Source organism: Thiomicrospira sp. WB1 (genome assembly GCF_001507535.1).
In the GTDB taxonomy this organism is placed as follows: domain Bacteria; phylum Pseudomonadota; class Gammaproteobacteria; order Thiomicrospirales; family Thiomicrospiraceae; genus Hydrogenovibrio.
Genome location: NZ_LQBN01000001.1, coordinates 697,809 through 721,949, shown reverse-complemented (window position 1 = coordinate 721,949; position 24,141 = coordinate 697,809). Strand labels below are relative to the sequence as shown.

Below are 24,141 nucleotides of genomic sequence, written 5' to 3'. Positions count from 1 at the left end.
GTATGCCTGGACTTAACCACACCATAGAAGCCAACTTTTTGGATGCTTTATCTCAAAATTTACGCCCAGCTGCTATGGAGCTACTTCGTGACTATCGTCTTCGGCAAATGCTTGATATGCTTTTAGACGGTCCGACCTCGAGCATTGAACAGCGCTATGAACTAGACCCAACACAGTGGCAAGAACTACTGGAAGCTGTGATTTTAACAAAGGTCACTTACTTTGAAATCAATCCAGGCATGCAGCACCAGCACCTCAAAATCCTAATAGAGATCGCTAGCTACTGCTTACATCAACCTCATGCCTCAATATCACAGCTCATTGAGTTCACCAAAAAAGAAACGCCTTACATGGCCGAATGGTTACAACATGCCCAACGCATTCAGCGCCAATGGCAAAAAAGCGCCTAGTCGAGCAGCGTCCTCTTTATAAACTCCCCGATGTGGCCGATCTCCTCAGCGCAGATTTCATGTTGCATGGGATAAGTGTGCGCTTCAACGTCAAAGCCCGCTTCAGACAGACGTTGACGGGCTGCATCATACAGTGATACGGCACAAATCGGGTCCATTTGCCCGTGCGCCAAAAACACCGGCGTCCCTCTGGGCTGATTCAACGATTGAGTGCGCTCTTGCGGCCCCGCTTCAGGCCAATAGGTCGACAACCCCATGATCCCGGCAAGCGGTGTTTGCAAGCGCATGGCCGTCTCCAGTGCGATCACGCCGCCTTGTGAAAATCCAGCCAGAACAATGCGCTCAGTGCCAATGCCTTCTTGCCTCTGTGCCTCAATCAAACGCTGTATGCGTCCCACACTTTGGTCAATGCCCTGCCAGTCGACTTCGCTCATCAAGTCCATGGAACGAATGTCATACCAGGCACGCATGGAATCGCCCAGATTCACCGTCACCGGCTGCACCGGCGCATGAGGAAACACAAAGCGGACACCATGAGTCTTCGGCAACGACAGATGCGGCAACACGCCTTCAAAGTCATAGCCGTCGGCTCCCAGTCCATGCAGCCAGATCACACAGGCCCTGGGCTTGGTTTCCGGTGCCATAATCAGTGCGTTTTCGGTTTCCTGTTTTTGCATGCGCTTCCTCACAAATCTTGAATGCGAACCCGGTTCGTTTTCGATAAAATAGCCGCTTTGACTGAAACCCAAGCGGGATGGCCCATGAAAGCTTTGTCCATTGCCCTGATTCTGATGTTTAGCTTAAGTGGCTGCGGCCGAAAAGGGCCCTTACAGCCACCGCCGGATGAGCATAGCGCAAACACCGCCGCCGAGCAAACCGCTTCACAAACGCCGACAGGAGCCCCATGAGCGTTCAACCGACTGCCTTCGAAGCCTTTACCTACCAGAACCAACGTCTTCATGCCGAACAGGTGGATCTGGCCTCGCTTGCCGACCAATACGGCACCCCGCTGTACGTTTACTCCAAGCGCGCCCTCACGGAAAACTGGCAACGTTTTGACCGGGCCTTTGGCCACCAGCCGCATCTGGTTTGCTACGCGGTCAAAGCCAACTCCAACCTTGCGGTGCTCAATCTTCTGGCCCGGCTGGGTTCCGGGTTTGACATCGTCTCACAGGGTGAACTGGAACGGGTGTTGAAGGCCGGAGGCGACCCAAAGAAAACCGTGTTTTCCGGCGTGGCCAAAACCGGCGTCGAAATGGCGCGCGCGCTTGAGGTCGGCATCCGTTGCTTTAACATCGAGTCCCACAGCGAACTGGAACGCCTGCAGATGGTGGCTCGGGAAATGGATCAGATCGCGCCCGTCTCCATTCGCGTCAACCCGGATGTCGACGCCAAAACCCATCCTTACATCTCCACCGGTCTCAAGGACAACAAATTCGGCGTCGACATCAACGAAGCGCCCGCCCTTTATGCCCGCGCCGCAGAAATGTCTCACATTAACGTCACCGGCATCGACTGCCACATCGGCTCTCAATTGACCGAAATCGCGCCGTTTGTGGACGCACTGGAGCGAGTGCTGGCACTGAAAACGCATCTGGCCGATCAAGGCATTGCCATTCATCACCTGGATCTGGGCGGCGGTCTGGGCATTCATTACCACGACGAACAGCCCCCGGAAGTCAGCACCTACATTGATGCGCTGCTGCGCACCCTCAATGACCCGGAATGCGAAGTCCTGATTGAACCGGGCCGCGCCATTGCCGGCAATGCGGGCGCATTGATGACCCAGGTCACCTATCTCAAGCCCACCGAACACAAAAACTTCGCCATCATTGATGCCGCCATGAACGACCTGATTCGTCCGGCTCTCTACGAAGCCTGGCAGGCCATCTTGCCGGTGATTGAGCACCAGGATGGCCTTAAGGCAAAATGGGATCTGGTGGGCCCGGTCTGTGAAACCGGCGATTTTCTAGGCAAAGAGCGCGACTTGACTCTCAAAGCCAATGACTATCTGGCGGTGATGTCGGCCGGTGCCTATGGGTTTACCATGAGTTCCAATTACAACACGCGGCCACGCGCCGTGGAAATCATGGTCGATGGCGACCAGGCGCACGTGATTCGCCCGCGCGAGACCTACGAAGAATTGATGGGGACCGAGCGCTGCCTGCCGTAATCGGCCGTGCTCAGGCCTGAGTTGGGGATTGACCCACCAGCCAGAGATGCCATTTTGACCAGGCCTGGGCCTCGGGCAAGGCGTTGTCCAGCCCGCGCAATGTAATCAGAGCCGCTTCCGGCGCCGACAGGCGCTTGGTCGCATCCACCAGCGCGGCTTGCACCTGCCCTGATTCCGCAAACGCATAAAGTTGCACCTGTCCTTGTTCCGCGCGCGCCCAATCCACCCACCAGGCATGGCGTTGCAAACGGCTCAATCGGTCCCAATCGGCTTGCTCGGACAAAAGGCGTGGGCGCTCGCTCAGTGCCAAATCGTCCAATGTCCGATCAAATTCGGACGCTGACAGAGTCGGTAAATCGGCCCAGCGCTGATATAACTGTTCCACTTCCACGAGATAGCGACATTGCGTGACGCGCGCGCGCTCTGACTCAGGCAAATCCAGGGCATTCATCAAGTCGTTCGTATCCTGGAGCAATGCCAGCAGACTCTGACACTGCATGGGCCGACAGGGTTGCTGCGCCAGACTCACATGCAAGCGCGTCCCGATCCATTGCGGAAACCGAGCCGCCAGCGCCAGTGCCATGGAGTTCACCCGGGGCAATGCCTGCAGCGCATCCAGACGGGATTCATCCAACAAACAGGTGGCCACACTGTCGGCCAGTTCATCGTTCACGAAGCGCAAACGCAGCTTGCGCAGAAACGCCAAAGCCTCGCGCTTACCGGGCCAACCGAGCTCAGCCATCAAGTCGGTCTGTTTGCCCTGAAGCAAAGCCACCACATCGGCCTCACCCAACTCGGCACTGACCAGCTGCCAGGCCAACACCGGACTGTGATCCAGCAATTCCAACAATTGAGGATAGCGCCCCACAAAATGCAACAGGCGCAACTGATGCGTGGGAAACATGGCGCAACTTTGCCAGACCCAGTTGGGAATCGGCTTACGCCAGGCTTTGAGCGCGCCATGATCGGGCCAGGCCAACACATGCATCTGTGCCGGATAACGGGGAATCGGTTCTCTGGAAAGCATCATGGCATCCCAGCCAGGCACGGTAATCACGCCATCCACCACACCAGGCTGGTCTTTGAGCCAACCGCGCCCGTCAATCAGGAGCGTCTGCGTGGGTGCGTCCCAATAGGTCTGCCGGGCCAGATGTCGTTCCAACGGGGTGATCTGACTGGCGTTATGACCGGATGAATGCTGATAAGTGGGCGTCAGGGACATGAAAACAGCCTTTACACGGTTGCGGTCACACGGAAAAAGAAGCTTTTAAGGTAATCGGTTTCCTGAATCGCCGGATGCACCGGGTGGTCAGGACTCTGATGCCCCGGCGAGAGCAGCTGGAGCTGACGGTCGTGCTGTCGGGCCGCCTGCTGCGCCAATGTTAACAACGCCTGCGCCGACAAATGATAAGAGCAACTGGCCGACACCAGCAACCCTCCGGGTTCGACCAGACGAATCGCAAGCTCATTCAAGCGTTGATAGGCGCGTGTGCCCTCTTTTAGATCTTTTTTGCGCTTAATGAAAGCCGGCGGATCGATCACCACCACGTCGTATTTGTGCCCTTCTGCGGCCAGGGATTTTAACGCGTCGAACGCATTGCCCTCAATCCCGGTCAGACGATCTGCCACGCCATTGAGTTCACCATGACGGTCCACCCAATCCAGCGCTTTGGCCGAGGCATCGACGCAGGTCACGTCACTGGCGCCAGCCACCGCCGCCTCAATGCCCCAGGCACCGGCATAGCTGAACACATCCAGCACCCGCTTGCCCTTGGCCCATTGCTGCAGTTGGGCGCGGGCGCTGCGGTGGTCATAAAACCATCCGGTTTTCTGCCCCGCCACAATCGGCACCTCAAACGTTGCGCCATTTTCCACCATGGGCACCGTCTCCGGCTGTTCAGAACCCGGCGCCCAATCGTTTTCCAGCGACAACCCTTCCTGCTCCCGAACCGGCAAGTCGTTGCGAAACAGCATCACTCGCGGGTGATACAGGTTCTCCAATACCTGCATCACCATCGGTTTTAACGCCTCCATGCCCGCGGTGGTGATCTGCACCACCAGGGCATCGCCAAACCGATCCACCACCAGGCCTGGTAAAAAATCTGACTCGCCAAACACCAAACGGTAATACGGCTGATCATAAACCATGTCCCGCAGAGCCTGCGCTGCCTGAAAGCGTTTTTTGAAAAAGGTTTCGTTGATCACCACTTTGTTCTGACGCGTCAACAGGCGGGCGCAAATCAACTGATTCGGGTTGATGTAGGCCGTGCCCAAAGGCTTACCCTGATCGGACACAACTCTCACCAGTTGTCCGGCTTCAAACGCCTTCAACGGACTTTTCTGTGTGTCCACCTCATTGCTGTAGACCCAAAGGTGTCCCTGTTTCAGGCGTTTTTCTTCACGCTTTTTGAGCACCAGTTCCGGCAGAGTTTTGTTCGTCATTGTGTTTCCTTATTCGTGTTCGCCTCAGATCATGGCAGACGGATTCCGGTCCATAACCAAAAACGCCCCGAAGCTCGGGGCGCGACCATTCCTGTTCGAGCGCCATTCATCCGGCGCTTGTGAGCCGATCTATTGCTCAATCATACGCTCATACTCTGGCGCGTCCATCAAATCATTCATTTCTTCGGTGTCACTCGGCGCCAGCTTGAACAACCAGCCGCTGTCATACGGCTCGTCGTTGATCAATTCCGGTTCGTCTTCCAGCGCGTCGTTGACCTCGACGATTTCCCCACTCAAAGGGGCAAAAATATCGGACGCCGCTTTGACCGACTCCAGCGCCATCACATCATCGCCCTGCGCCACCTGTGCGCCGATTTCCGGCATAGAAACGTCCATCAGGTCCCCCAGAGAGCCCTGGGCAAAGTCGGTGATGCCGACCACGGCCACACCGTCCTGATCCAGGTACACCCATTCATGGGATTCAGCGTATTTCAAATGTTCGGGTAACGGACTCATGCGGCCTCCTGCATACAATAATCCGGGATGATACCAAATTCTGACCAGGCCTGGTCAAATTGTCGCCATCAGACCGGCCAGCGGCTGCGGACGCTTGAAATAAAAGCCCTGCAGATAGTCCACCCCTTGCGCGGTCAACCAGTCCGCCTGCTGTCGCGTCTCCACGCCCTCGCACACGACCTTCAACCCCAGTGCCCGCGCCATGGAAATCATGGCAATGATTAACCCATTGTCCACGCGCGAATGGCCGATGTCATCGACAAAGCTTTTGTCAATTTTAAGGATGTCGACCGGGAGCGTACGCAACATCGAAAGCGACGCATAGCCGGTGCCAAAATCATCCAGCAAGACTCGACAATGTTTCTGGCGCAACGCCACCAGCCCTTTTTCCACCAGTGACAGATTTTCCATGGCCGCGGTTTCGGTGACTTCGAAATTAAACCGGTCCAGTCGAATGCCATGACGCTGACAACGTTTTTCCAGCTGTTCGATCAAATCTTCTTCCGAGAACTGCATCACCGACAGATTCACCGTCACCCGTACCGAGTCAGGCAATGCCTGTTCCGCCAGATCGGCGCAGATGCGCTCAAAAAGTGCCAATCCCAACGGCTGAATCAGAGCGTGGTGCTCGGCCAGTTCAATAAAACTGCCCGGGTACATCAGCTCGTCGCCCTGTTTCAATCGAATCAGGGCTTCCGCCTCCTGCCACTGGCCATTTGGGTCATACAAAGGCTGGTAATGCATCTCGATGCGCTCCAGCGGCTTTTCAATCGCCTCACGCAGGATCTGCAAAGTGCCATGATTCAAGGCGGTTTTTTCTTCCAGCGCCATGTCAAACCAATGATAACGGTTGCGCCCCAGCGTTTTGGCCCCATACATGGCCGCATCGGCCCGACGCAACAAATCCTCGGCTTCGTAGCCGTGATCCGGATAGCAGGCAATGCCAATCGAGGCACTCAAAAAATGCTGGCGTGACCCGATGTTGAACGGCGCGGATAAATCCGCAATCAAACGCTGGCACAAGGACGGCACATCCACGGCTTCCAGATCGGTGATCAGCATCACAAACTCATCACCGCCGATGCGCGCCGCATAATCGTTGTCTTTGAGATTGACGGTGATGCGCTGCGTCGCTTCAATCAGAACACGATCGCCTTCACTGTGTCCGTAGGCATCGTTGACCTCTTTGAACTTGTCCAGGTCCAGAAAAAGGATGGCAAAGGGTTTTTCCGATTCCTGCTGGCGCTTGCGAAGCAGCAGGTTATCCAGATGATTTTGCAGGGAATGGCGGTTGGGCAGGTTGGTCAAACTGTCAAAGAACGCCAGTCGGTCCAGCCGCTTCTGAGTTTCCAGCCGCGGCGAAATATCGGAAAAGGTCGCCACATAGTACGTCTGGTTGGAATAACTGTCCCAGATTTTGGTGATCTGCAGCCACTCTGGAAAAATGTCCCCGCTCTTTCGCTTGTTCCAGATTTCACCGTGCCACCAGCCGTGGGCTTGCAGGTGCTGCCACATTTCATGGTAGAAATGATCGGATTGGCGCCCTGACTTTAACACCGCCGGGGTTTGACCCAACACCTCAGACGATTCGTAGCCGGTGATTTCACTGAATGCCTGATTGACACTGATGATGCGACTGCGGCTGTCGGTGATCATCACCGCTTCCCGCAACTGCTGCAACGCCAGCTGAGACAGGCGCATGCTCTGATCGGTGATTCGGGTAAAGTCCACCGGATACAACACCATAAAGACCGGCGGCTGGGTACTGGCAAATACATTATCGAGTAATTCGATCTCGATTGTGAACGACTGGCCGGTTTTGAGGGTGAACACCTGCTCCGGAGGAAAGCGGCCACCCGATTGCCACTGACGAAACGCCTTGATGAACGCGACGCTGTCCTCTTTTTGCAAATAACGACGAAAGGATTTCACCGGTTCGTTGTCGCTGGCCTGCAAAAAGTTATTGGCCGCCGGGTTGGCCACCATCATATCCATATTCGGCGTCAATAGCAGCTTTGGCACCGGAGAGATATCAAACATCTTCTGGTACAAATCCGAATTGTGAAGCGATGCCTGATGCTCTCGCTCGACCAACGCAAACTCGTTTTCCAACTCACTGACCTGTTGCCCCAACAGGCCGCGCTCACTTTCGCAGGCATTGAGCGCATCAATCAGACGCGCGTTTTCATCGCGAAAGGCTTCGATGTCGTTCAACACCCAGCGATCACGGCGCGAATCATTCATCAACGTTCTCCACCGGTTGCAGATAGCCCAGATAATGACGCTCGTTGTGCAGTCGTATCTCTTCGGTCTTGAGCTTCATCAGACGGCGTCTGCCGTCTTTCTGTTGGGCGGTCACATCCCGCCACTGGCCCATTAGGCCTTTGGAAGTTCCTTTTTGATAATCTTCGAGATAGCTGTCATGATGACTGCGATAAGGATCGGGCATCAACATTTTCACATTCTGCATGCGCATTTCGTGCCAGTCATACCCCAGATACCGCAAAACCTCATCATTGGCGTATATCATCACTCCATTCTGGTCAATCACCACCAGCCCGCAGCGCAACTGCGAGCCCAGAGAATAAATCAGTTGCTCCAACACATCGCCTTGACCAGTTACGACATTTTCCGGGCGCTCAAAGAACATCAGAATGCCTTTGGTTCCCCGCTCGGGTGACTGGTGCGGCACCAACCTTAAGTTAAAGATGTCGCCACTGATGCGCACCCGCAACTGATTGACTTGGTCGTGTTCCAACACACTCAACAGCTCCTGGCGCAGATTTGGCACATCCAACTCCAGCCCCAGCGTGGTCACCGTCTGATGCAGGTGGGACGAATCCAGCGAAAAAATTTCCCCCGCGGGTCGGGTAAAACGCAGCAGACGCAATCGGCTATCCAGCAGGAGAATGTGTTCGCTCATGTTCTCCAGCATGCTCTGCAGATCGGTGTTGACCTGTTCGAGCTCATGGGTCTTGACCTCAAGCTCCTCGTTGACGGTGGACAATTCTTCATTGGTGGACTGCAATTCCTCGTTGGCCGTCTGCAATTCTTCGTTGGACGATTGCAATTCTTCGTTGGACGATTGCAATTCTTCGTTGGTGGACTGCAACTCCTCATTGGTGGTTTCCAGGTCTTCCACCGAGGCTTGCAGGCGCTCTTTGAACAGCGCCACTTCTTTGCGCAATGTCTCCTTGGTGGCGTTTTCCTCGTTCATATTGCCCTTGCCCGGGTCCACAAAAGGCAAGGTCAACTCGGTGGGAATAAACGCCACCACGTACAGATTGTTATGCGATTCGGAAAAATGCATGCGCCGGATCGACAGGAACAACGCCATGTCCTGACCCGACTCCTTGTAAAACAGCGCCTGCGAGGTCGCCTCGCCTGCTTTTTTGGCCCGTTCCATCAGGGCGCGCAAATCCACCTTGATGTCATCCCGGGCCAGCGTCAGCATATTAGTGTCAATTCGGCCCTGCGGAAAATTCAGATAGCGGTTCACATCGCCACGGATATGCAGGATCTGGCCGGACTTGTCCACCACGATCGCCACTGGCACCATTTCTTTCAACAGTGTCTGTTCCAGTTTATGGGCAATGGATTGTTTGTCGTTGTCGTCGCCGGCCTCCAGTACCATCGAGGGACGCTCTTGGCGCTTGATGGCATTGGCACTTTGCACCCGATCTGAACGTTGAGACAGATTGGTGGCTTTGCGCTGATAAAGCTGCGCTTTTTTATCCAGCGTTTCGAACAGTTCCGGCGCGGTACTGGAAGCCGATTCGGACTTGCCCATAAACAGTAATCCGTTTGGGTTCAGCGCAAAATGAAACGTCTGCAGCACCTGACGTTGTAGCTCCGAAGAAAAATAAATCATCAGATTGCGACAGCTGATCAGATCCAGACGCGAAAACGGCGGCTCCATAATCAGATTCTGGCGAGCGAACACCACCCGATCCCGCACTTTTTTGGAGACTTGATAGGTGCGATCACGGCGGACAAAATAGTTTTCCAGAATCTCGGGATCCATATCGATCACTTGAGCCTCGGAGAACACCCCTTTGCGTGCCTGCGACAAGGCGTATTCATCAATGTCCGAGGCAAAAATCTGGTAGTCGATGTCGCGGTTGAGGCGAGTCTTGATTCGGTGCATGAGAATCGCGATGGAATAAGGCTCTTCGCCGTTGGCGCAGCCCGGCACCCAAATGCGCCAGGGCCGCTCCCCTTCCTGGTTGGCAATGGTGGTTTCCAGCAAGGTTTCCAGAGCGTCAAACGCTTCCCGGTCCCGGAAAAATGCGGTCACCGAAATCATCATGTCTTTGAAAAGATGCTGGGTTTCTTCGTCGGAGTCCAGCAACAGCGACACATACTCTTTGATTGAACTCAACTGATTCACCGCCATGCGTCGAGCCAGACGGCGACGGATGGTTTTCAGCTTGTAGCCACTGAAATCGTGACCGGTCACGTCATAGATACGCTGAAAGATTTTTTCCAGATCGGTCTGAGGTGCCGGGGTGACGGCCTGGTATTCTTTGTGGCCGGTTTCAAGAAACGCCGCAATGTCAGCCGCCAGTTCTTCGGGCGAACCGGTTTTGTCCACCGCTCCGGCTTCCACTGCGGCCATGGGCATGCCCGCATATTTGGATGACGACTCACTCTGCGCAAACACCAGCCCATTATTGGATTTGATCGCCATGGCGCCCCGGGCCCCATCGGAACCGGTTCCGGACAAAATACCGGCCACAGCACGTTCCTGCAACGCCTCCGCCGCAGAATGCAGCAGCACATCAATCGAGGGTTTGGGACCCACTTCCGCCGCGGGCGTCAATTCAATGCGTGTGCCCCGCACCTGCGCGTTGTAGCCCGGCGCGATGATGTAGATGCGTCCCGTCTGAGGTTCAACGGAATCGTCCACCATCTGAATCGGGGTTTCTGTCACTCGCTCCAGCAAATCTTTGAGAATGGTCGGATGCTTGGGGTCAAGATGTTGGGCAATGACCAGACAACAGCGGTCATAGCCGCGAAAATGCAGCAGAAACTGTTTGAGCGCTTCCAGGCCTCCGGCCGAAGCGCCCAGGAATAGCCAGTAGGGTTGTTTGTTCATAACATCCTTTCACAGACCGCAGCAAAACGGCACGATTATTTCATTTAAAAACGACGATGAGCGCGGCATCCTTGATCTTGCCAACGGACACAGCCTCATTACAACCTATTCAAGCCCTATACATCAGTTTGACACAAATACAAGGCAAGTCAAACCAAGGTTTCACAATGCCCGAAATTAGCTCTCATTCAACACATCGGTCATCACATGAATGAAGCGACGGGCGGTCAACGCATCAAAATCTTCGAAGGGTTCGCTGTGTCCGCGACGGGTTTCCACCCACTGATCGAACGAGCGCCGGGGCGAGAGGGTCGCGGCTTGTGCGTCCTCCATCACCGGTTTGTCCGGATTGCCTGCCCAGACCAGATCACGAATGACTTCACGTTTGAACCAGTAGCAACGTTGCCACTGCCCCTGTTTCCAGACTTTGACCACCAGCACGCCGGCAACCCCGTCCGTGTCGGCACCTGGCAAGTCATCACGCTTCAGGCTGTCGGTCATAAAAACATCCCGGTCCGACTGGGCCTGAAACCACTGATCCAATGCTCGCAGCGCCTTTTCCGGCGGAAGTTCCCCGGTCGCATGGCAGTGCGTGTCGTCCATCCAGGCAAAGCCCTGCGCATTGATCAGGCCCAGCACATCCATTTCGGAGTGCGCCAACAGTGCTTCCTGATCACGTGCGCGCCGCAAGCGACCCGCCAGCCGACTGAGCACGGCTTCTCGCTGATCATAATGCTGCATTTTGCGTTTGGCCAGATACCCGTGCAGTGCACGCCGGAAACGGTCAACCTGCTTGATCGCTTCCGTCTTGGTTTGAGGCGAAAGCGCTTTGGGCTGATAATGATGGCAGGCAATCAAGCCCCACAAAGATTGATGAATCACAACCGGCAATGAAAACGACGCGGCCACGCCCATGTTCTGTAGATACTGCAAATGCACGGGCGAGACACTGCGGGTGTCGGAATAGGTCAGATCAATCGGTTGCTGGGTGGCGGACAAAATCGGTACGGCTTCCATCTGCGCATCGCAAATCGTGCGCGAGGAATTTTTCACATACAAATCCCGCGCAATTTTTGGAATATCGGACGCAGGGTAACGCAAATCCAGGTAACTGCCCAACCCCTCGTTTTTGGCTTCGGCCACGACCTGCCCACTCCAGTCAGGTTGAAACTGATACAGCATCACCCGGTCATAGCCCGTCATTTGTTTGATCAGTTTGACCATGGAATCAAACAAACGTTGCGCCTGCTCTGCGCTATCCGGTGAATAGGCGAGCTGATCGCACAGTTCCGGCGACATGCGGCCCAGGTCAGATTCGGAATCAAGTCGCTGAATGTCGATCACGTAATGGTGCGCATCCTGGCTGATACGTAACCAGCAGGGAAGGCCTTGAAGGGCCACCTTACGCTCGAACACCTGGTCCTCAGGCTCAAAAGCCATTTCTTCCAGAATCAGCGCCAGCTGATTAGACAGTGTGGCCACCGGCTCACCGAACAAACTTTGCGCACGACGATTCAGAACCGTCTCGGTGTTGGCACTGGCATGCGTTATTGTGAGTGTGGTTTTGTCCACACCAATCAGGGCACCAAAAGGCTGGATCTGCCCCGACCAGGGCAGACGCTCTCGTTCACACGGATGTACGTGGATTTCTCTACTCACACACCCCTCATCAAGTTAATAAACCGATTAATTGAATGTATTATACAAAAGGGGTACGAAGTAAAAAGCACAACAAAATACGCAAAGCATAGAAATAAAAAAGCCTCTTAAGGCAAACCCATAGAGGGGCCACCCAAGAGGCTTTGTGCAAACCGAAATTTAGGATTCGGTCAGGCGCTGCTTTAGCTGGAAATGGCCGCTCGTCCGCGTTTGCGCACGATGCCATGTTTCTCCGACAGATCCCGCAAGTAATTGGACAATGCCGCGACCACAAACTTGCCATCCTTCTTCTTGAACGGTACTTTCTCCACTTCATTCAGGTATTGCGCTACCTTCTGAGTGGTGTAGCCCGCCTTCAACAACTCAACCAGTTCCGTTTCAAACTCGGTGAACCGACTTTTTCGACCGCGGCTCATGGATTTTTCTGGATTTTGTTGCATCCATTTTTCCAATGCTTTTTTCATGTGAATCCTTTTTTAAAATCGTGTCAGAAAGGCATTGTTTGCACGACAGAAAGCCTGTGTCCAATTAACACACATCAGAATGGTCTATTTTAGGCCTGTCATGCGGTTGATTCATGCCAAAAAAATGATCATTTTTAAAACGAATCAATCTTAATAACTTCAACCGTCAAAATCAATGCTTTTTAAGCATGGTACATTTTTATCACAGTTAAAATTGACATGGATGATTAGAAAACACGCGCATCTTTCAGGGCTTTTTCATAACAAATAAATTGACCAATGACATCCAGCGGTAAAGGCTTTGTCAGCACGACCCGATGTTTGCCCAGACGTTCCATATCCACCTGCTCTGGCTGGTCGGCGGTGATCACCACAATATTGGTGGTTCGGCTGCTCTCAAGCGATTGAATGGCATCAATGGCCGCGTACCCATCCATTTTAGGCATGTGCAGATCCACAAAAATCAAGTCGAACGCCCCCTGCCCCGCTTTGATCAAGCCTTCGTAGCCATCCAGTGCCTGCACAACATCCACCTCGGGAAAACGCTGATGCAGATAATCCACCAGGATCGATTGCGTGATGCGGTCATCATCCAACACCATCACGCGAACTGGCCCTTTCTCGGCCGACCGGGTCGTTTGCGTCGCCCCTTTGATTCGCTGTAAATGCGCCATCACCGATGCCCGACTTAATCGCCGGTGACCGCCCGTGGTTCGCCAGGCTTCAATTTCGCCCCGGTCAACCATGCGCTTGATAATGGTTTTGGAGACCCCCAACAGCTCACAGGCTTTTGTGGTGGTCATAAATTCTTCCACATTGGTTTCGATTGAATTGTTCATAATGGTTTGTCCAATTGGTCAAAATGCCATGGAGCATTTATTAGAATTAATTAACTGACATATAAAGCACAAAAAAGAGCCATTCAGGTTATTTAAGTGGATCAGAAAATGCTTCACTGGTTTGATTGCAACCGATTGACCAGCCTATCCGGCGTCCATAGCGGCCACCCTTCGATTTCACTGTCTGCCAGATCCGCGTCACTGGCGACCAACATCACCCAGTCGGCTTGCGGGTAACGGGCTTTCAGGGACTGAGCCTCTTCAAGCGAAACATCGGAATCCACGGCCACCCAAGCGATGTCACCGGGGTTCGCCAGCCTCTTGGCAACCGTGTTCGCCTCCGGAGCCCAGTGCACCCGGACCAAACGCTTCAATGCCGGCAGCCAGGGCTTGATTCTTTCAGGCTGTGGTGCCCACACAACCAAACCGGGTCTTTGCTCTGCCACCGACTGCGTCAGATAACGAGTCAGGGTTCGCGCCAGCACCGGAAAATCAATGGGCTTGGCCAGGTGATCATTCATACCGGCGTTTAACGCTTTATCCTTATCTTCAATCAAGGCGGCAGCGGTCAACGCAATAATCGGGACCTGAGCATCCAGCTCACGAATGCGCCGTGTGGCTTCATACCCATCCATGCCCGGCATCTGAATATCCATTAAAATCAGGTCGAACGACTGGTTGCGACACGCCGTCACTGCCTGCTCGCCGCCATCGACGGTTTCGGGCACCAAGCCAAGTGCTTTCAGCATGGCTTTGGCCACCTCCTGATTCACCGGATTGTCCTCCACCAGCAGGATGTTCCCTTCCAGCGGTGTGACCGCTGCATCCGATGCCGCCAGAGAGGAAGAATCGGCGCTTTCCTCGGCCTGATGCGTATCAGGCGGTTCCACACAGGTCTGACAAGGCAACGCAAACGAAAAACACGTGCCTTGCTCTGGCTGACTGGCAAGGTCGATGTGCTCGCCCCCCATCAATCGGACCAGCTTTTCACTGATCACCAACCCCAAACCTGTCCCGCCATATTGGCGGGTAATACCGGAGTCGGCCTGGCTGAATGCCTGAAACAAGCGGGCCTGCTGTTGCGCATTCATGCCAATGCCTGTGTCCGCCACCTCAAACAATAACCAGGCCTGGTGATCGGAGGCATCGCGCTGCGACACCGTCACGGTCACGGTCCCCTCATGCGTGAATTTCAACGCATTATTAACCAGATTGTTCAGCACCTGTTGCAGACGCAACGAGTCCAGCATGACGCAATCCGGCAAATCCTCAGCCAGTACCAGGTTCAGCGCCAGGCCTTTTTCCGCGGCCAGCGGCTCAAACATGTCAAGCAACGCCTGCATGAAGGCACGCAGATCAACAGACGTGGGCGAGACCTGCATCTTACCCGCCTCCATTTTGGCAAAATCCAGAATGTCGTTGATGATGCTTCGTAACAGTTCTCCGGAATGGTTGACTCTGCTCAAGCGCTGAGCCAGCTCTTGCGCTGACGCCGATTCGGTCGGCAGTTGACTGAGCCCCAGTATGCCATTGAGAGGGGTACGAATTTCATGGCTCATATTGGCAATGAATTCTGATTTGACCCGATTGGCCGCTTCCGCCCGCTTGCGGGCCTGTTTGAGTTTATCGGTGCGGTCATCAATCTGATGGGCCATCGTCTGCATGGCTTTGGAAAGCTGGCCGATTTCATCGTTGCCCGTCGGAAAATCGCTTTCTTTCAAGGCGTGATGATGCGTAATCTTCATCGCCGCACCGGACAGCGTTCGCAAGGAGCGTGTGATGCGCCATCCCAGCCAGAGCGCCGCAATCGTTGCCAAAACCATTTCCAACGCAAACACGCTCAATGTCCAGGTCCGGTTGCGTTGCGTGATGGCCATCACAGAAGACGCATCATACACAAAGCGCACTTCGCCCAAATGGTCCATTCCTATCGTCACTTCGGCCCGGTGACCGATCCGCCCGTCAGCGGGCAGGTTTAATGAAGCCGAAGACAGTGTCTGCCAGGAGGATTCGGCCGACTGCAGTCCAGAAATCCCTGCCCAATTGGAAACCTCGGTCAATAATGTTTGATCGCCCTTCATAGACAAAGGCTGCCCGTCTTCATCCCAGACACCGGCCGCCACAATGTTTTTCTGACTGATAAAGGTCTCGAGCGCATTATCGAGAGTGGCCAAGTCCTTGACCAGCAGCGGCACTTTGGCCGACTCGGCCATCATGGCCCCCGAAGAGGTAAGCTGGTCCGCCACCAGTTGCCGGGACGTTTCCTTCAAGGCAGAAAAATTGAGCCACACAATTGCGGTGACAAACAGCACTTCGGCCAGAATGAACGTCAATAAAAACTTATAGCGAAACGACATGCAACAACCTATTTAATTGGCGCTGTGGACAAATGACGGCGCAAGGCACGAATCGAGTCATAATTGGCGTCCCCGACCGTCAGCAATCGCTTGAACCCCAGATTTTCCATGACCGAAGAAGGCAATGTCTGCCAGGCCTGGTCAAAACGGGCTTGCAGTGAAGGTGCCAGGCGCGGGTGGTAGGCAATGGGATGACTGGGGTAAGGATCGGTTCGATAGACAATGTGCAGTTTCCCTTTGTCCGCGCCTTCATCAAAGGTGCGAAAGGTTCGTTCCACACCGCCACCGAAATCACTCACCCCTCGTGCCACGCCTTTGTACACCGAATCATGTGAGTTGACATACTTGACCAGGTTGCGATATTCCAACGACACCCCCTGCTTGGCCAACAATTCGTATTTGATTAATAACGTGGCCGCGAACGCATTCGGGGACGGAAACAGCACGGGTCGGGTGATGGGTTCCTCTGGATTGAATGCAGTGCGGGTTGACACCAGAATGCCGCGAATCTTGCCCGCACGCCGAAAACGGGCCTGATACCCCTGCTGCTCATGCGCAACCACATAATGATAAGGATTCATATAGGCCAGATCATAGCGTCCCTTCGCCAGTTGCGTTTCAAACTCGGCGATGGATTTTTCGGTTTCAAACACGACCTCACGCCCAGTCACTTCTGACAGATGCTCAGCCACCGGTTGCCAGTTCTGGTATAGCTTCAAAGGGCTCTGCTGAGGCACCACGCCAAAAATTAATTTGGGTTGCGCCCCAACGGGACCAACCGCCAGAGCAAACAAACACAAAAGTCCTGCCAATCGTCGCATCATGCCTCTCCTGAACTCATTAAATGCTGCCAAAACGCTTTCACAGCCACGGGTTCCAACGCCAGGCAATGCCACTGCGGATAGCTTTTTAACCAGGCCTGGCAGATTTGGGCCTCCTGCTCAGTACGATAAACCATCGCCACAGACTGATCTTTGAGGATGGCATCCACCTTGAACCGATCGCCGGGCTGTGCCTCTGCTTGTTCAAGTTGGGTCACATCCAGCATCACCAGTGAGGCCGGTTGGTGTCCCAACTGATCCCACAAATTAGCCAGGGTGGGCGCAATGCGTAACTGCAACGGCTCACCAACGGCTTCAGCCCATTCGGACACCGATTGCAGTGACGCAGGGTCTGCGGAGGCATAAAGGCAGCTGACCGCCGTCAACCGGGATTCTGTGCTGTCGGGGAACACCGTTTGCGTTGCCTGCATCCCCCCGAATTCTGTTTGATCTGCCTTCGGGCTTTGGCAAACCCCGGTTTGCGCGTCGTCATCCACCAGCGGCAAGCCAACCGAAAAGCGCGAGCCCTGACCCACCTCGCTTTCAACGTCAAGGGTGCCATGCATGGCCTGAACCAAATCCTGACTAATGCTCAAACCAATGCCGGTGCCTTCGATGTCCGAGTTTTCATACCCCAGGCGGTTAAACGGTTCAAACAAATGCGAAAGCTTGTCCGGGGCTATGCCCGGACCGGTATCGGCGATGGTCATCTCCCACCAGGGACGGCCCTGATGGGTCAATACCCGACAACTCAAGCGAATCTGTCCGCCTTCCCGGTTGTACTTGATGGCATTACTGATCAGATTGGTCACAACCTGTTTGAGCCGCAAGCGTTCCGCCCACACAATTTCTTCGGTTTTGACCGGCTCAAACACCAGCTCAATGCCTCGTGCTTCCCGGTCGGGCTGAGTCAGCGTTAGCACTTCTTCAATCACTGCCTTCACATTCACCCTTTCCATGTGAATGTTAAGCTGACCGCTTTCGAGTTTGGCAAAGGCGAGCACATCCTCGATCAACTGCAGCAAATGCTTGCCACTGTCATGAATAAAGCCAACCTGCTGCTTTTGTCCGCTGGTTAAGGGTTCCAGATCCAGCAATTGAGAAAAACCGATGATCGAATTCAGCGGGGTTCGCAGTTCGTGACTCATTGCAGAAAGAAAATCGGATTTTGCCTGATTGCCCTGTTCAGCGGCATCCCGTGCTTTCGCCAAGGCCGCTTGCTGTTCCCTTGAGACATCCAGCGCCTGCTGCATCCTCCGCAACACCAACGTCAGGATCAAAGTCGCCAACAGCGCCATCGACAGCATGGCTATGAATGTGATCCAGGCCGATTGATTGTTGACCGCCTGCAGGGAGGAAACCGGGCGCTGAACTTCCAGCACTCCGCGCACATCACCCAGTTGCCAGTCGGTTCGCGGCGTGCCCGGGTACTGGTTGTGACAGGCCACACAGCTTTCATCTCGAAACACATCCGCCACGGCATAACGCAACACGCGCTGCCCCTCGATCACTTCATATTGACTGTAAGTGTCATCGGGATGCGCTCGTAAATACTGCATGGCCTCCTTTTGAAAATCATCACGTGCACCGCCTTGTTCACGCCACGCAAAGGGCTGATCACTGTAGAGACGCACCTTGTATTGCGAATCACTGGACAACTGATCCCCGAAATCGATCGCAAACGTCGCCGGCAGCGGGATACTGCCATCTTCAATCGCATAATCATGCGTCACAGGCACGTCATACACTTCCAGTGCCGGGATGATCTGCTGTGCATAGAAATTGCGAAACGACACCACCGACTCGGAAAAATTGGCCGCATCTTCCAGCGCGATCCGATGCGAACGCTTTTCCAATTGCACATAATGCAACCAGAAGATCACCAATATCCCTAAAATCAGAAACACCGCCATCACGGGGGAGAGTCGCTCCACCCACTGAGGCCACTTTGCCATGGTCATTGCCCTGTCTCCTCACGCATCCATGTCGACAACGCCGCCGGGTCATCCAGGTCAAACTGACCGTCAAACTCAGGCATGTCTGTCCAGCTGTCTGTTTCATCCGCCTGCTTCAACAGACAAACGGACGCTTGATGTTTGGCCGCATGCGCCTGATCGATCAAAGGTTGAGCCGAATGGACCAGAGGATGATCCACCCAAACCCAATCCGGCTGCCAACCATCGATTTCGCTTAACGCGTTGTCAAGCGACGGCGCAATTTTGAGGTCAATCCCCGCATGAGTGGCCACCTTTTGCGCGACCTTGCCCATCACCGATGGCCGTTGAACCCAGACCAACAACTTCAAAGGGTGTTCCGGGGAAGGGTGCGAGTTGGCTGAAGGGGCGGGCTGTCTGGCCTCAGCAGAATCCGCCAGCGGCAAACACACCGTAAAGCCACTGCCTTGACCCGGTTCGCTTTCCACTTCCAGCCAACCCTGCATGTTCGTCACCAGTTCCTGACTGATGCTCAACCCAATGCCACTGCCCTGAATCACAGAATTTTCGTACCCCAAACGTTCAAACGGCTCAAACAAACGCGCAAGATGCGTTTGAGGGATGCCTTTGCCCGTATCCTGTACACGTAAACAGCCATAGAGGCGTCCTTCAAGCTCACGCGTTTGCCAGACAAACCAGACCTGACCGCCGGAGCGATTGTATTTGATGGCATTGGACACCAGATTGAGCACCACCTGCTTGACCCGTAACGGATCGGCCCAGACCGGATCGGCCTGAGACAGGTCGGGCGCCTGCACCTCAACCTGATTGCGCATGGCTTCTGACGCCACAATCGTACAAATTTCCTGGACCACGGAGTCCAACGCCACCGGGCGGCGTTCACACTCGACCTGACCGCTGTCGAGTTTGGCAAACGCCAGTACGTCATTGATCAGCTGAAGCAAATGGTCGGCACTTTGTTCGATGATGCTGATCTGTTCGGGAATCGGCGCCGGCAACGTCTGGGTCGCCAGCAACTGCGCATAGCCGATGATGGCATTCAAAGGGGTTCTCAGTTCGTGGCTCATGGCGGAGAGAAAATCGGATTTGGCTTGGTTGGCCTGTTCTGCGTGCACCTTGGCCTCGAGCAATTGGGCCTGGTCATGTCGGCGCCCCAAGGCCTGACTCAATTGCAACGCAATCTGTGACAGCAGGGTCTGCTTTTCCGATGAAAACCTCTGGTCCGAGGCGCTCTTAGCATCTTGCTCGGAAGCCTGCAAACACACTTGCAAAGTGCCTGCTTCGTCGCCGTCCCAAACAGTCACCTGCTCACACTCATCCGTTGTCACAAACCCTTCGCTGACAAAGTCTTGGGACCCAAAGGTCAGTTTGGCGCCTGTCCGATCGGGCACTGACCAGCCCAGTGGCACCTCATTGACCAGTTGCTGCAACATCGCCGCTTCATCCATCTCATCATGGGTCAGGGTCTGCATCACCCGACTAAGACAATGGCTTTCCTTGATCCGTTCATTCAATGCCCAGACCCGATCCTTCAACTCCAGCTCGATCGCTTTGACATGTGTGATGTCCGTTCGGATCGACACATACTGATAAATACGTCCCGTCTCATCCACAAAGGGCGTAATGGTGGAATAAACCCAGTATTCTTCGCCTTGCTTGCTCAGGTTACAGACTTCGCCCTGCCAGACCCTGGCCGACGAAATGGTCTGCCACAGCGATTGAAAAAACGCCGGCGGATGGCGGTCGGATTTGATCATCCGGTGGGTGCGTCCCAGCAATTCATCCCGACGATACCCACTGATCTGACAAAAACGATCATTGACCTGAGTGATCCGGCCGGCACGATCGGTCACACTGACAATGGCATGATGGTTCAAAGCCTCACTGAGCCGTTGTTGCTCATACAGGCGCTGACGAATGTTTTCAGACAAATAGCGGTATTGGCGTGCCCGGTGAGCTCGAAAACGAACCGTCTCCACGAATCGGTGCGGCTGGACCGGCTTGACCAGAAAATCATCGCCCCCTTGCTGCAACGCAACCAACTGATGCGAAAAGGCATCTTCCCCCGAGACAAACACAATTGGCAGCTCTGCCTCGGTACGCCCCTGCCGCACGGCCCAGGTAAACGCCCGACCGGACACCTGGGGCATGTACAAATCCAACACCAGCACATCGGGATCAAATGCGGACAACGCCGCGAACGCTTGATACGGATCACTGAAACTGGCTACCTCAAAACCTGCCTGTTTCAACAATGCCGTGTGAAGCTCAAGCGCCACCTTATTGTCATCCAGCAACAAAACCCGGTCCTTGTCCTGCCGCTGCATGGCCAGCCGTTCGCTGAGTTTTTCCGCCAACCATTGCACCGGCTGAGTCGGGTCCAACAACTCATCCACACCCAGCTGATGCAGTGTCAAGCGCACATCCAGTCGTTCGATGGACTCAATCCAGACACAGGGCGTGGCCTGGCGGACGGTTTCCGGCACCCGGGTCAGCCAGTCCTGCAAGGTAAAATGCGTTTCAGGGGTGGCATCAAACACCAGCATGGCGGGCTGCTCCGAAGACGAATCAGAGGACCAAAGTGCGGTCAGATCCGCCTGTCGCGCCACGGTAACCAATTGGATCTGTTTTGCCATCAACGCATGACCCAAGGCCCGTCGACGCTCTTTTTGAACCAAATCCTCCGCATGCAGAGCCGGACTGATCAAATGAATGCGTTCCCCTGACAGAGACGCACGATCCATGGAAAGGCTCGTCATAACCCCAACCTCACTGCCGTCAGGCGGGCCCGAAAATGCGTCTGATCCAAGGGCAGAAACACCAACGAATCAAACACGGACTGGTGACACAAACTGGCCGATTGCGCCGACTTGTCCAGCACACCATACAATTGCACTGATCGCCCCGCGTCTTCATACGCACGCCGCAGTTTTTCCGTCTGTTCAGGCGCTTGCGCATCACACGCATTCACCATCACAATCTGAGGCCAGCCATGACACCACTGATCCTCGGCGTTGGCCCAAGTCGGCGCAATGTTTAACGTCACATCGTCAAACGACTCGATCGCCTCCGACACCACGCTCATCCGCTGGGGGTCGGTTTCCACATAAAGAATGGACAGCGTCTGTCTCGATGCCTGAGTGGGGTCGGAGACTGCTTGATCCTCTTCGGAAAGAGGTCTCTCCGCCGGATCGATCACTGGGAACCGAACCACAAAACAACTGCCCTCGCCCGGCTGGCTCGTCACCTCAATGCGCCCCTTCATTTGTTCTATCAGATCCCGCGTAATGCTCAAACCAATGCCTGTGCCTTCGATGCCCGAGCGTTCCTGACCCAGGCGATTAAACGGTTCAAACAGGCTGGCCAACTGATCGGCATCCATGCCGATGCCCGTGTCCACAACTTTTAACTGCCACATCGGTCCCTGATCCGTCGCCACCTGACGCGACGTGACGGAAACACGCCCATGCGGCTGGTTGTACTTGATTGCATTACTCAAGAGGTTGATCATCACCTGACGCGCTCTAAGCGGGTCCACCTGAGCAAACACGGGCGCATCGCGATGTTCCACGTCCAGGCCAATGCCTTGCGCATCGGCTTCCGAGGCAATCAACTGAGTCGCTTCCTCCGTGAGCCCCACCATCTCTGTGGCTTCAAACTGCATGGGCAACTGCCCGACTTCGAGCTTGGCAAATTCGAGAATATCATTGATCAACTGCAGTAAATGCTTGCCACTGGCCTGAATGGTTTGCAGCTGCTGAGTTTGCTGTGCATCTTTCTGCGACAGTTCCAACAGCTGCGAAAAGCCAATAATGGCGTTCAACGGCGTGCGCAACTCATGACTCATGGAAGAAAGAAACTGGGATTTGGCCTGGTTCGCCTCCTGAGCCAGCGCTTTTTCTTTTCGGGCCTCTTCCGCTGCCGCCTGTAAGCTTTCTTTCAACGCAACGATGAGGGAAATGTCCTGGCGGATCGACAGGTATTCCGTCAGGTTGCCCTCGGCGTCCAGAATGGGAATAATGTGCGACATGACATGATAACTGGTCCCATCGCGGCGCTGATTCTGAATCTCGCCTGACCAGATTTCTTTGGACTGGATGGTCGCCCACAAGTCGCGAAAGGTTTCAGACGGCATGTCAGGGTGGCGAACCAAACTATGCGGTTGTCCCAGCAGTTCATCCCGGTGATAACCACTGATCTCGCAGAAACGGTCGTTGACGTCCGTGATGGTGCCATGCAAGTCTGCCCGCGACACAATCAATGTCTGATCAATGGCGATTTTCAGATACTTAAGATCAAACAGCACCCGGTTGGTTTTGTCCAGCAACTGGTTAAAGGCCTGCGACACGTCCCCGATTTCGTCATCCTGATCCACCCAGACCGATCGATCGTATCGCTGTGTGGTGACAATGTCCTGCATTGCTGCGGTCAAACGCCGCAGGGGCTTGAGCACATTGAAATGCAACAGGCCCAGCTGCATCAATCCACCCACGACCATTGCCAACAGAGCCGCCACCAGCACCCAAGCGACTTGCATGGTTTTTTGCCAGGCCTGCTCTTGCAAACGGACCTGCGGCACGGCGACCAGATGATACGCCTCGGGTGACGCCGCCAAGCCAAAATTCAACGGTTGCACGAAATAGTACCAGTGTGCTTTTTTGTGGACCTGTCCCGGCATAAGGTCCCACTGGGATAATTGCCAGGTTGCAATCGGTTGACCCGAAAAATACTCGGCTGCATCCACCTGCCAGACAGGCGAGGCCGTCTTGTCTGAACCCGGCGTTTGGCGAAACACTGCATACGGCATCTGACTCTGTTCAAACTCCAGCCGGACCTGTTTCAGCCCTTGAGAGACCGTCATAAACCCGACCAGTTCGGTGGCATCGGTCAAACTGAACACCGGCTGGATGCTGACCACCCGATAAGCCTGGCCGAAGCCGCCCTGCCCCAGACGAGTCACGGCTTGAGTCAGATCGCTCATGGCCTCGCGCATCATCGGGTGCTGGCGAACGTCCTGACCGAATGAATCCGGCGCATAGGAGCGGTACAAGGATCGCCCATCAAAAGTGATGGCATGGAACCCGTAATTTTCAAACCCGGTCCAGGTGGCAAAGGTTTCGCGTAGATGCCCCAACTCTTCATGCAGTGCCTGGCGGTCTTCAAAGGCCAGCGCACGCTGAATGGTTGAGTTCTGGGACAACGCTAACATCACGCCATGAAGGATTTTTTGTTTTTTGTCGATGCGTTCCTGCAACAAGGCTGTCTGCTTGGCGACAAAGCCCGATTTGGCTTCAGCTAGAAAGTAATGATGCGCGGCCCAAAGCGAGAGAATGCCTAAACTCAAAAGCAACAGTAAGCTAAAAGCCAGAACTTGACGATTACGGCGCAACAGCGAGGTGCGAAACAT

General features: G+C 54.6%; 17 protein-coding genes. 3 read left to right on the top strand and 14 right to left on the bottom strand.

What is annotated here, in order from left to right:
• The first annotated feature begins 2 nt into the window (after positions 1 to 2).
• Positions 3 to 410, top strand: coding sequence for a hypothetical protein (locus tag AVO41_RS03160; RefSeq protein WP_068582417.1), 408 nt, complete (start codon positions 3 to 5; stop codon positions 408 to 410).
• Here the strand turns inward: AVO41_RS03160 and AVO41_RS03155 are convergent.
• On the bottom strand, positions 407 to 1,087 hold the full coding sequence (locus tag AVO41_RS03155; protein WP_068582414.1) for an alpha/beta hydrolase: 681 nt from the start codon (positions 1,085 to 1,087) through the stop codon (positions 407 to 409). The two genes, AVO41_RS03160 and AVO41_RS03155, sit on opposite strands and share 4 nt — an antisense overlap.
• 21 nt (positions 1,088 to 1,108) lie before the next feature.
• Between AVO41_RS03155 and AVO41_RS10945 the strand changes: the two genes are divergently transcribed.
• Together AVO41_RS10945 and lysA are read left to right on the top strand one after the other, a co-directional pair.
• A complete protein-coding gene (locus AVO41_RS10945; RefSeq protein WP_082676471.1) occupies positions 1,109 to 1,318 on the top strand; it encodes a lipoprotein in 210 nt (69 codons plus the stop codon).
• A complete protein-coding gene (gene lysA, locus AVO41_RS03150; protein ID WP_068582410.1) occupies positions 1,315 to 2,583 on the top strand; it encodes a diaminopimelate decarboxylase in 1,269 nt (422 codons plus the stop codon). Before AVO41_RS10945 ends, lysA begins: the two co-directional genes overlap by 4 nt.
• 10 nt (positions 2,584 to 2,593) lie before the next feature.
• On the opposite strand, the gene AVO41_RS03145 is transcribed toward lysA, so the two are convergent.
• From AVO41_RS03145 to AVO41_RS03085, 13 genes are all read right to left on the bottom strand, one after another.
• Complete coding sequence (locus tag AVO41_RS03145; RefSeq protein ID WP_068582408.1) at positions 2,594 to 3,805, bottom strand: hypothetical protein; 1,212 nt, start codon at positions 3,803 to 3,805, stop codon at positions 2,594 to 2,596.
• A gap of 11 nt (positions 3,806 to 3,816) precedes the next feature.
• Positions 3,817 to 5,025: a class I SAM-dependent rRNA methyltransferase gene (locus AVO41_RS03140; RefSeq protein ID WP_068582405.1), complete on the bottom strand. Its 1,209-nt coding sequence runs from the start codon at positions 5,023 to 5,025 to the stop codon at positions 3,817 to 3,819.
• Positions 5,026 to 5,154: 129 nt separating this feature from the next.
• Positions 5,155 to 5,541 (bottom strand): glycine cleavage system protein GcvH, encoded by a 387-nt coding sequence (gene gcvH / locus AVO41_RS03135; RefSeq protein WP_068582403.1) that lies wholly within the window; start codon positions 5,539 to 5,541, stop codon positions 5,155 to 5,157.
• Between the two features lie 54 nt (positions 5,542 to 5,595).
• Positions 5,596 to 7,785 carry a bifunctional diguanylate cyclase/phosphodiesterase gene (locus AVO41_RS03130; RefSeq protein WP_068582401.1) on the bottom strand — a complete coding sequence of 730 codons (2,190 nt, stop codon included), beginning with the start codon at positions 7,783 to 7,785 and terminating at the stop codon, positions 5,596 to 5,598.
• Positions 7,778 to 10,639, bottom strand: coding sequence for a CheR family methyltransferase (locus tag AVO41_RS03125; protein WP_068582398.1), 2,862 nt, complete (start codon positions 10,637 to 10,639; stop codon positions 7,778 to 7,780). The genes AVO41_RS03130 and AVO41_RS03125 overlap by 8 nt, the downstream gene beginning before the upstream one ends.
• Positions 10,640 to 10,816: 177 nt before the next feature.
• Positions 10,817 to 12,298 (bottom strand): GAF domain-containing protein, encoded by a 1,482-nt coding sequence (locus AVO41_RS03120; protein WP_068582394.1) that lies wholly within the window; start codon positions 12,296 to 12,298, stop codon positions 10,817 to 10,819.
• A 182-nt stretch (positions 12,299 to 12,480) separates the two neighbouring features.
• Positions 12,481 to 12,762, bottom strand: a complete 282-nt coding sequence (locus AVO41_RS03115; protein WP_068582391.1) for a hypothetical protein — start codon at positions 12,760 to 12,762, stop codon at positions 12,481 to 12,483.
• 227 nt (positions 12,763 to 12,989) lie between these two features.
• The gene (locus AVO41_RS03110; RefSeq protein WP_068582388.1) at positions 12,990 to 13,601 is read right to left on the bottom strand and encodes an excisionase family DNA-binding protein; all 612 of its coding nucleotides are present in this window, start codon (positions 13,599 to 13,601) and stop codon (positions 12,990 to 12,992) included.
• Between the two features lie 113 nt (positions 13,602 to 13,714).
• Entirely contained in the window at positions 13,715 to 15,958 is a 2,244-nt protein-coding gene (locus AVO41_RS03105) for a hybrid sensor histidine kinase/response regulator (protein ID WP_068582385.1), read from the bottom strand.
• Between the two features lie 8 nt (positions 15,959 to 15,966).
• On the bottom strand, positions 15,967 to 16,782 hold the full coding sequence (locus AVO41_RS03100; protein WP_068582382.1) for a phosphate/phosphite/phosphonate ABC transporter substrate-binding protein: 816 nt from the start codon (positions 16,780 to 16,782) through the stop codon (positions 15,967 to 15,969).
• On the bottom strand, positions 16,779 to 18,740 hold the full coding sequence (locus tag AVO41_RS03095) for an ATP-binding protein (protein WP_068582379.1): 1,962 nt from the start codon (positions 18,738 to 18,740) through the stop codon (positions 16,779 to 16,781). Before AVO41_RS03095 ends, AVO41_RS03100 begins: the two co-directional genes overlap by 4 nt.
• Positions 18,737 to 21,493, bottom strand: coding sequence for an ATP-binding protein (locus tag AVO41_RS03090; protein WP_082676469.1), 2,757 nt, complete (start codon positions 21,491 to 21,493; stop codon positions 18,737 to 18,739). The genes AVO41_RS03095 and AVO41_RS03090 overlap by 4 nt, the downstream gene beginning before the upstream one ends.
• Positions 21,490 to 24,141, bottom strand: coding sequence for a HAMP domain-containing histidine kinase (locus AVO41_RS03085; protein WP_068582372.1), 2,652 nt, complete (start codon positions 24,139 to 24,141; stop codon positions 21,490 to 21,492). Before AVO41_RS03085 ends, AVO41_RS03090 begins: the two co-directional genes overlap by 4 nt.